Here is a 9996-nt window from a genome sequence, read left to right on the forward strand (position 1 = left end):
GTTTTGAAACGGCCCATTTGGGTTGTCTCTACCGCGTCTTCGGAGGGGGTCCAGACTACGGGCGATTGTTCTGTAAGGCTCATCCGTCGCTCCTGTTACTTACTGCATGTGCCAGCCGTGGCTGACAACGATAGATTGGCCAGTGAGTGCGGCCGAAGGAAAGGCCGCAAGATGCACGGCCATTTCGGAAACATCTTCCAAGGTAGTGAACTTGCCGTCCACTGTGTTCTTCAACATAACCTTGCTGATGACTTCCTCTTCAGAAATACCAAGCTCCTTTGCCTGTTCCGGAATCTGATTGTCAACGAGCGGCGTTCTTACAAAGCCCGGGCAGATAATATTACTGCGCACGCCGTGCTCCGCGCCTTCTTTGGCAACCGCGCGACACAAACCCAGCATGCCATGCTTTGCAGCCACATAAGGCGACTTCAGGGGTGAGGCCTCCAGTGAATGCACAGACCCCATATACAGCATAGTACCTCCACCACCTGCGTACATCTGTCTGAGCGCAGCACGGGTTACCAGAAAGGCGCCATCAAGGTGCACGTTGATGACCCGGCGCCAGTCCGCATACGCCAGTTTATGTACCGGATCTATATGCTGAATACCGGCATTGGCCACGGCGATGTCCAAGCCGCCCCATGCTTCCACAAGGGTGGCAACACCGGCATCGACGGCAGCCTCATCAGTCACATCCATGGCCAGAGCCATTGCAGTGCCGCCCGCTTTTTCTATGGCATCAACAGCCTCTTGGGCGCTTTCCAGAGTAAGGTCGGCTACAGCTACACGGGCGCCTTCGCGGCCATAGTGTTCTGCGATTGCACGGCCTATACCGCGCCCGGCTCCTGTAATCAGGGCTATTTGGTTTTCTAATCGCATCGTTGTCTCTCCTTAGTCGTAAGCCACGCCGGGCAGCCAGGTCGCGATCTCGGGCACTAGGAATACAATGGCCAGTGCGATCAGCTGAATAACAATGAAGGGTATAACGCCCTTATAGATGTCGATCACCGTGATTTCCGGCGGCGCTACACCTTTGATGTAAAACAGAGCAAAGCCTACCGGTGGCGTCAAAAACGACGTTTGCAGGCACATGGCAAAGAGGATGGTAAACCACACCAAGTCAAATCCGAGATGTTGTACAACCGGTGCCACCAGCGGAAGAATAATCAGTGTAATTTCAACCCAGTCGAGGAAGAAACCAAGCAAGAACACTGCAAACAGAATGGTCAACACCACGCCGTAGGGCCCGAATGGTAGGCCCAACAGTGCATCTTTGATTACTTCATCGCCACCAAGGCCGCGCAACACCACAGAGAAAGCCGTTGCGCCGAGAAAAATAGCAAAGATAAACGCAGACGTTCGTGTGGTTTGCTGTATTGATGAGCGCAGAACCTTCATGTTCAACCGCCGTGCCATCACAGCCAGCAATAGAGCACCCAAGGCGCCGACACCGGACGCTTCCGTGGGCGTGGCTATGCCAGCAAAAATAGAACCGAGCACACCGAGAATCAGCGCAGCTGTCGGCAAAACTGCCTTGGCGACGTCCCAAACTATGCTCCAGGATACTTTCTCCGTGCCTTCCGGCACTGGCGCGATGTGCGGCTGCAACAGCGGCCGGATCATGGCATAGGCAACGTACATGGCACCCAATAGCAAACCGGGCAGGAAGGCACCCATAAACAAATCACCCACGGAGGCTTCGGGAACCGCCAGTCGGTCAGCCATCAGCACCAACATTATGGAAGGAGGAATCAGGATCCCAAGGGTGCCCGTGGCGCAGGCTGTGCCAACTGCAAACCCTTTGTCATACTTGTTTTCCATCATCACGGGCAAGGAAAGCATGCCCAGCAGCACCACGGACGCACCAATAATGCCGGTGGTCGCTGCCAGCAGTACGCCAATAATAATGACCGTTACCGCATAGCCGCCACGCACAGCACCAAACAGCTTTACCATGCTATTCATCAGTCGCTCAGCAACACCAGACTGATCGAGCATGATGCCCATAAAGATAAACATGGGCAGCGCTACCAGAGTTTCACTGTTAACAACTTTCCACACGCGCTCGGGCATTAGTCCCATGGATGACACATAATCGAACCACAGATTGGCGCCAAAATTCTCAACGGCCACCACACCGATAACCGTCCAGATAACGGCAGTACCACCCAACACCCAGGCAACCGGAAAACCGGTCATCAATAAGGCCCCGAACGTCAGGAACATACCAATCACAAATAAGGTTTCAAGCTCCATCAGGACACATCCTCTTTCTTGTTATTGCTGGTATCGACAGAGATGGGCTTCGGAAAACCAAAAAGCAGCGCGGTAACTTTTAGCAAGCGCGATAGCGCGGCAATCGCCAGAAGAATAAAAGACAGTGCCACAACGCCTTTGAGAACCCAGCGGTAAGGAAGCCCGGCAGGCGCCTGACTGGTCTCGCCCTGCTGCCAGGAACTGAATGCGTAGGGGATCATCTCGTAAACCGCCAACCCGAGAAACGGTAATAGCAGGAATAGCAGGCCAAACAGTTCAACCCAGCCTTGGGCTCTCAAGGTCATGCGTTCATGAAGCACATCCACTCGCACGTGATCATCAACAACCAGGGTATAAGCCAGCCCCAGAAGCCAACCGATACCAGCCAAGTGCCACTGGACCTCCTCCAGTGTCACCGAGCCATGCTCGAAGGCATAGCGACCAACCACCGCCCAGATGATTACGCCGGTTAGCACCACCCAGAGCCAAGAAGCACCCTTGCCTATTGCAGCGATTGCACGATCGACCCACTGGCTAACACGGGTTGTTGGCAACACTGTGTGATGGTGAAGAAATTCACCGGCGTCGGGCACCTGTGCCCGCGAGTTTTGCGGTGAGTCTTTATCAGACACCGTCATAGAATAAATCCCCGCTCAGAAAACCTATGCTGCGAAACAAGGATGACCCCGAAGGGCCATCCAGACTTGGTTAGAGAGCACCGGTATTTTTCCGGTGCCTCAGATCAGCCCCGGACTTTAAAGATCCGTTGGTACGTAGGCGCGCGAATCCCACACCTTGTAGGTCTCCATGAACTCGTTCTGGCTTTCGTAAACGCGCTTGAAGTCCGCATCTTTGGAGGCTTCTTCTTTCAAAACCTCTTCAGTAACCGACTTTAGCTTCTGCAGAACGTCGCGGGGAATCTGGTCAGCATTTACACCTTTGGCTTGGAAGCCAGCCAGCACCTTACCGTTCTTGTACTCGCCCTCGGCCAGAGCCAGCGTTGTTGCGGCGGTACAAGAGGCTTCAACCAGCGCTTTTTGAGCGTCGGTTGCGTTGTTCCACTCGTCCTTATTGATCAACATGTACTGAGCAGTGAACTGCTGATGCCAACCGGGGAAGAGGTTGTATTTGACCACCTGATCGAATCCGAGAATCTGGTCAATAGCAGGCATGGAAAATTCGGTTGCATCGATGGTGCCTTTTTCCAGCGCCTGAAATAGCTCACCGCCGGGCATCATGGTGACCGAAGCCCCCAGTTTTTCCAGAACCTTGCCACCTAGACCCGCAAAGCGAATTTTCAAACCTTTGTAGTCTTCCAGAGTGTCAATTTTGTCTTTGTACCAGCCAGCTGTTTCGGGCCCGATTATGCCGCAAAGCTGCGCATGTACGTCGAAGCCTTTGTTGGCATACACTTCCTGCAGCATTTCGTGACCGCCACCATAGTAGTACCAGCCGGTATAAGCCCAAGGCTTCATACCAAAAGGCACAGCCGCAAACAGTGGAATCGCCGGAACCTTACCTTGGTCGTAACCGATCCAGGTGTAACCCGCAGAAACCTTGCCATCAGAGACAGACTGGAGAATATCGAACGCCGGAACCAGCTTACCCGGCTCGTAGACACGAACCTGAATACTACCGCCAGAAGCTGCGTTAAGATTTTCGGCAACCCAGGCCGCTGGCGACCCCAATCCGGGGAGATTGGTGGAGAAGGCAACTGGCATTTTCCAACGCAAATCGTCTGCGTATACCGATCCTGTTGTCAGGGCAATCGCACCGGCAATTCCGGTGATGGCCTTGAGAAGTTTCATTGGCGAGTCTCCTAGCATTGTTGTTGTAGTTGGCTGGCAGGATGATTTTCCTGACAAGCCTGATCTGAGCGTAGTCAGACATCGCAGGAAACGAGACAGACATTTGTGTATTTTGAGTCCTACGAAAGCGTCAGTCTTGTTTTCTGCGTTGTTCTGACGTCCTGCATCCAAGAAACAGCAGAGACTGTGCCAATAATTTTTTTGTTATATTAATCAATCAGATAAGAAAAACTCAAAACTTCTGAAGCCGTGAAGTGTCCTGATATTCGGACAGTATAATTCGATAGTCGTAGGTACTTGTACAGATATCAAGACACCTGTCCGGAATTCAGGACATCTTGGCGAGCTTCTCATACAGCACGGACCGGGAAATGCCCAAGAGCCGGGCGGCCCTGGTACGGTTACCCCTGCTTGCGACCAGTGCCTCTTCAACCGCCTGAGCTTCCGCCTCGGCCAGAGTTTCAGCTAATGGCCTGATGGGACGCGACGAAACCCGCAAGGCCGGGCGAACCCCAACCCGCGGCAAAACCTTGAACATGGCGTCAGCATCTAGAACACCGCCTTCCTCACTCATGGTCAGGGCGCGCTCAAGCACATTACGTAGCTCGCGGATGTTACCGGGCCAATCGTAACTGGCCAAAGCCGCAACGCCGGCATCGGTTATTTCCGCGCGCATGTCCAGCCCTTCGCTAATCTCCCAGAGCAAGGTTTCACAGAGCAGGCCAATGTCTGCCAACCGCTCTCTCAAGGGAGGTATGGGAATTTCGAGAACGTTGAGCCGGTAGTATAGATCTGAGCGGAAAGTGCCGTCGGCAATCATGGCTTCAAGGTTGCGACTGGTTGCCGCGATAATGCGGACATCCACCGATGCAACCTTGTTGGAGCCAAGCGGTTCAACCTCCCCCTCCTGCAAGGCCCGTAACAGTTTGGCCTGCAACGGCAGAGGCATGTCGCCGACCTCATCCAGAAACAAGGTACCGCCGTTAGCGAGTTGGAATTTGCCTTCGCGATGCTTGCGGTCTGCACCGGTGAAAGCACCTGGGGCGACACCGAAGAACTCAGCTTCGAGAAGATTGTCCGGAATGGCCGCCACGTTTACGCCCACAAAGGGCTTTTCTGCGCGTCTGGAGACAGCATGGATTGCCTGAGCCAGCACCTCTTTACCAGTGCCGGTTTCGCCCAGTAAAAGCACGGACATCTCACGACCGGCAGCCAAGCGGGCGCGACGTTTCACTTCAAGGGCTCCGGGGCTGGCCCCAATGAAATCGCCGAGGCTGTATCGTGTACTTCTTTCCTTTTTGGCCAGCGCTTTGCGCGCCGCAGCGAGATCCTGATGCAAGCGTCGATACTTGCTGACCAGAGGCGTTAGCGGTTGCAAATCATCGTAGAGCACAAACGCTACAGCACCCTCTATCTGCCCATCTTCGTCGTAGAAAGGCAACCGGGTAACCACCAACTGTTGCTGTTGATGCTCCATGATGTCCAACAACAAGGGGTTGCCGGTTTCCACCACTTCGGGCATACGGGTTCCGGGAATCACCTGACGCACCGGGCGGCCAATGGCACTCGCCGAGTCTTTCAGGCCCAGTAATTGTGAATAGCTGTTGTTCAGCCAGGTGATACGGGCCTCACGGTCAACGGCGATCGCCCCGGCACTGGCTTCCTCGAACATGGGGAATAGTGCTTCGATAAGATCCCGAGTCAGCCCGGTTTTGTTCTTTTCACCAAACAACTGTGTCATGTAGCGCGTACCGCCGGGTCCAGTATCATTCATGTTGAAAGCCCTGACACCCGGCAAGCCGGGTGTTCCGTCGGAAGTATATGGCCCTCTCAGCAGCGTGAGCAAATGAGAGGGCGCGCGATCACAAAAACGCGGTCAGTCCGGGATGCGTAACTCGCTACCAACCAAGAGAATTAAATCTCCATCCGCCGGTTGTGCTGCAATTTCAGGAAGGTTGCTCGCGGCCAGAGGTGTTGCGATATCTCCCCGCGGCGTGGTCCGGACGACCTGACTCAGCGGTAGTTCGGTGCCGTTGGTCAAACGCTCCCATACCAGATCCAGAGCCTGAAAATAGTAATGATGCAAAGGCACATAGCGGTCACCAATACCTGCGAACTGGTTCAGAATGTCGAGGTGGTGAGCGTTGATTACTTCGTAATAACGAAGCTCACTGGCAGCACCCTCAACCCGTTGGTTAAGTCCGTAGTAGGGCCGGGATGTATGATTGATGGGCAAAATCGCATCCGCTCGCCCCGTCACAAACACTGCAGGCTTACCACGTAGGTTTCCTGTAGCCCTGATATCGTCAATGCCTTCAGCGATTGCTGAAGCCAATGTGGCATCAGCACCCGTCAAAGCATCTCCTGTGATGGCGTCACGGCCCAAAGCCAAGCTGTGCAAGCACAACAAAGCGTCCAAACCATAATCGACCTGACTACTGCTTGGAGACACACTTGTGGGAAGCGCCGTGGGCTGGCCCTCAGCGTCATCGTAGATAATATCGACGCCTGCGGTGGGTGGAATACCATTACTGGTTGCAAAGGCCGCAGTCTCTCCGGCATTTGTGAAAGGCGTCACCGCGCCTGCAGAGTCTGTTGCGGCAAAACTGAGCCCGCACACTCGGTCTTCCACACCCGCACGACCATAGGCATTGGCGTAGGTCATGGCAATGCTCTGGGCCACTTTGGAGGCAAAATGCACTGGCGCAAGCAGATTCTGCTCAGGCTGGATGCCGAAGTTCTGGTTCAGAATACGCTGCGCATCGATCGCACGCGCGTCAGTGTCAGCACCTGTTACAAGGCCTTTGTTAAACAGCGAGTTGCAGATATTCTCGCGCACTTGAGCCACGTTAAGCGCGTTCAGTGGCGCGCTATCGCGGATGGCTGGTGCCTGATTTGCACAGCCTTGATACACCGCAAGCGCTGTGGTGTATTCGAGCAGGCTGCGGCTGTGCTCAGCAACCGCAGTGCCGGAACCTTGAACAATGGTGAAACCTGTATCCACAACCGGATTTACATTGGGTTCGGACACCGCTACGCCATCAATCAACCCATTGATGTCCTGTTCGGCAGCGCGAACAGAAGAACCGCCACCGTTGGAAACGCTGGACGCGATAACCAAAGTATTCAGAGGCGTAATCGCGTTGCTGTCGCTGTCGCTGCCGAACTGCTTATTGAGCGCCCAGAACCCGAACTCAATTGATTGCAGCACATGCTGCCCCCAATCCGCTTCCGGATTGGCTTTCGAGTGCGCATGTTTCCAGGCCAAACGATCAGGCCACAGAGCACTGAAATCTCCGCGTTCCGCATCGGTCAGATCTGCGCGGAACTGCACTGGCTCATCTCCCGCAGTGAGGGTGCCATCCATACGCTGAGCGGTGTTGCTCTCAAGGTTGTGCGAACCCGTGCCGCTGCCTTTATCGGTGTAAACCACCGCGCAGCCTTTTTTCAGGCCCCATTCTCCGGCTGTACCAATCGCCCCGTAAACACCTCTGGAACCGGATGATGGCGCGGTAATCATACACGGGCTATTTTGATCAAAGCTGTCAGGTATCTGGGCCATAACCGTAACGGGCACGTCGCTACCCGGAACTGTCATGAAGGCGATGTACTCATGCCCAGAGATCATTCCTTCGGTGCCAATGCCTACGCTGGGGCCAAAGAACTCGCCATAGCCTCCACCAGCCGATGTATCGACCAAGGCACGGTAATTGTTGTAGATGGCAAGCCTGCGCAACTCACTAGGCGAGGGGTTGAGAGCATCGGAGAACGTGGGCGCAGTAGGGCTGCCTAATCCTGTGGCGCCCATACCTGCCGTTAGCAGGTCATCTGTCACACCATCGTATTGGGTATGCTGAATATCGCCCTGAATAAATCCGGGAATCGGGTTTGCGGCAGGTGGATTATCGTTGCTGCTGTCATTGCAGGCACTTAGGCCAAAGCCTGTAGCGCCGATCAGCGCACTGATCATGATGCGTTTCATGGTCGTTCCTTATTTTGTTGTTGTTTAGAACGGGCCGGGACCACGACCCGAGACCATTGTTATGCGCATCCTATGCCACAATTTTATCCAATTGTTTTAATTGACTTTTCCGAATTCTCCTTTGTCCTGCGCCGGTAATTGTCCAGATTTCCGGACAAGCTTGGAGCCGGTCTCACCGGGGCTTGCACGGAACCACCCAGTTATAGGCACTGGTACAGCCGAGCTGTCCTGAATACCGGACAGCGTCGTGATTGGCGGACAGCCGATTAAAGCGACATACCTGCAGCCCGCCGTCAAATTCGGATAAACGGCAGCAGACTCAGCCCCATAATCACCAGTATGGCCACGCAAGCAGCCAGAGTGCGAACAGGCTTGTGTCGAAACATTTGCCAAACGCCACCGCTCTCGCCACTCAGTCGCCGAGCCTCATAGGCCTCACGTTGGCTTTCCATGCGCTGGCGCTGATACTCGTGCAGCAAGGCTTTCGCCCGGTTCGCTTCGTCTGTGTCGTGCACCCAAAAACCACCCATACTGATACCCCAACGGCTTGGCGGCGTCTCGTAAAAGCGCACATCGTGGGCGTCAAATAACGCCCGTATTTCGTCGGCTTCGTCATCCGGCACGTGGCGCAAATTCATCAGGTGGTGGGGCATGAAGGCTCGTTATCTGGTATCGGACAGGGTAATACCGATATCCTAACACCATAGACCCAAAGACCGAATTCACCACCGGAACCCTTCATGACTGATCACCCCCTCCGCTTACTGCTGGATTTCGACAACTGCGCCCAAAGAGATAAAGGCCAGGCCCCGGCATTTTTACACCGGCGGGATCGCAAGTTTGCACTGTCCTGCGAGCAGCAACAGGTTACGCCCACACCGAAGCGCTGGCTGGCCCACATCAACCATCTGAGCGGCCCGGGGGCGAGCGCATCGCCAGCGGAGCACACCTTGGGTTTCTGGCGTCGGATAAACAGTGGTTTTATGGCTGCGGGCACCCTGTTTGGTTTACTGACTATGCTCGGTTTGCTGTTTTACGACGGTGGCCAACGCATCAACATTACGGTTTTTTTGGCCTTTGTGGCCTTCCAGCTTTTGCTGGCGCTGCTAACTACGGCGCAGTCTCTGGTTGGCTGGCAGCCTTGGGGAACACTGCTCCGACGCTTTCGCAACAGCCCCGATTCTGAGGTGCCTGTAAAACTACAGCCGGTACTTATGGCAAGAGCCGCTCAGCTGGGCGGGCTGTGTTTTGCTCTGGCCGGTCTGGCGACCTTGCTGGTTATGGTGGTACTGCAAGATCTTGCTTTTGGGTGGAGCACCACTCTTGAGACCGATGCCAGCCGCTATCACAGCCTCATTGCGACGGTTGCAGCGCCTTGGGCCTGGGTATGGCCAGCCGCTGCACCAGACCTTGCACTGGTGGAAGCCACACGGTTCTTTCGTGCCAACGCAGTTGCGGGCAGCACGAACCCGGCACGCTGGGGTCAATGGTGGCCCTTTATCGCTATGCTATGGACAACTTGGGCGCTGTTGCCGCGACTTGTTCTTGCCCTATTGGCGAACGTTCTAATCCGGCGCAAAGCTCGGTATCTGTTGGCTAACCACCCGGCTATGCGAGCCTTGATGTATCGTATGGAAACGCCTGCTCTGGATACGGGCAACGACCACAATGATGCCTCGGATTTGCCGGACACCGAAACGCATCTCAAACTAAAACCTTTGCCTGAGGCCAGTATTGCCCTGTGCTGGGCAGGCGCGGGCGACCCGGAGTTACCGGATGCGCTCAGTGCAGGCAAGAGCCTGATTGCCAAATCGGGCGGGCGGATGACGCTCGCACAGGACCGGCAGGTTCTAGAGCAGGTGGCCAAACAACTGACACAGACGCCCAGCGAATCCGTCCTTCTGATAACACGCAGCTGGGAGCCTCCTACAGGAGAGCTGGAAGATTTTC

Annotated in this window: 8 protein-coding genes; 1 reads left to right on the plus strand and 7 read right to left on the minus strand. The window is 54.9% G+C overall.

Going from position 1 to position 9996, the window contains the following annotated elements; translation table 11 throughout:
• Nucleotides 1–99: 99 nt before the first annotated feature.
• The 7 genes from ACN0XM_RS18860 to ACN0XM_RS18890 all read right to left on the minus strand — a co-directional run bounded on the left by ACN0XM_RS18860 (nt 100) and on the right by ACN0XM_RS18890 (nt 8699).
• Nucleotides 100–879 (minus strand): 3-hydroxybutyrate dehydrogenase, encoded by a 780-nt coding sequence (locus tag ACN0XM_RS18860; protein WP_417520341.1) that lies wholly within the window; start codon nt 877–879, stop codon nt 100–102.
• A gap of 12 nt (nt 880–891) precedes the next feature.
• The gene (locus ACN0XM_RS18865) at nt 892–2256 is read right to left on the minus strand and encodes a TRAP transporter large permease (RefSeq protein WP_200363601.1); all 1365 of its coding nucleotides are present in this window, start codon (nt 2254–2256) and stop codon (nt 892–894) included.
• Complete coding sequence (locus ACN0XM_RS18870; RefSeq protein WP_200363603.1) at nt 2256–2894, minus strand: TRAP transporter small permease subunit; 639 nt, start codon at nt 2892–2894, stop codon at nt 2256–2258. The genes ACN0XM_RS18865 and ACN0XM_RS18870 overlap by 1 nt, the downstream gene beginning before the upstream one ends.
• Nucleotides 2895–3011: 117 nt before the next feature.
• Complete coding sequence (locus ACN0XM_RS18875; RefSeq protein ID WP_200363605.1) at nt 3012–4064, minus strand: TRAP transporter substrate-binding protein; 1053 nt, start codon at nt 4062–4064, stop codon at nt 3012–3014.
• Between the two features lie 328 nt (nt 4065–4392).
• Nucleotides 4393–5805, minus strand: coding sequence for a sigma-54 interaction domain-containing protein (locus ACN0XM_RS18880; RefSeq protein WP_200363978.1), 1413 nt, complete (start codon nt 5803–5805; stop codon nt 4393–4395).
• A 135-nt stretch (nt 5806–5940) separates the two neighbouring features.
• Nucleotides 5941–8046, minus strand: a complete 2106-nt coding sequence (locus ACN0XM_RS18885; RefSeq protein WP_417568479.1) for a 3-hydroxybutyrate oligomer hydrolase family protein — start codon at nt 8044–8046, stop codon at nt 5941–5943.
• 293 nt (nt 8047–8339) lie between these two features.
• Nucleotides 8340–8699 (minus strand): DUF6164 family protein, encoded by a 360-nt coding sequence (locus ACN0XM_RS18890; protein WP_200363609.1) that lies wholly within the window; start codon nt 8697–8699, stop codon nt 8340–8342.
• Between the two features lie 87 nt (nt 8700–8786).
• Between ACN0XM_RS18890 and ACN0XM_RS18895 the strand changes: the two genes are divergently transcribed.
• A partial coding sequence (locus tag ACN0XM_RS18895) for a DUF2868 domain-containing protein (protein ID WP_417568480.1) occupies nt 8787–9996 on the plus strand: 1210 nt, incomplete at its 3' end.

The organism is Marinobacter sp., assembly GCF_048269445.1.
GTDB lineage: Bacteria > Pseudomonadota > Gammaproteobacteria > Pseudomonadales > Oleiphilaceae > Marinobacter.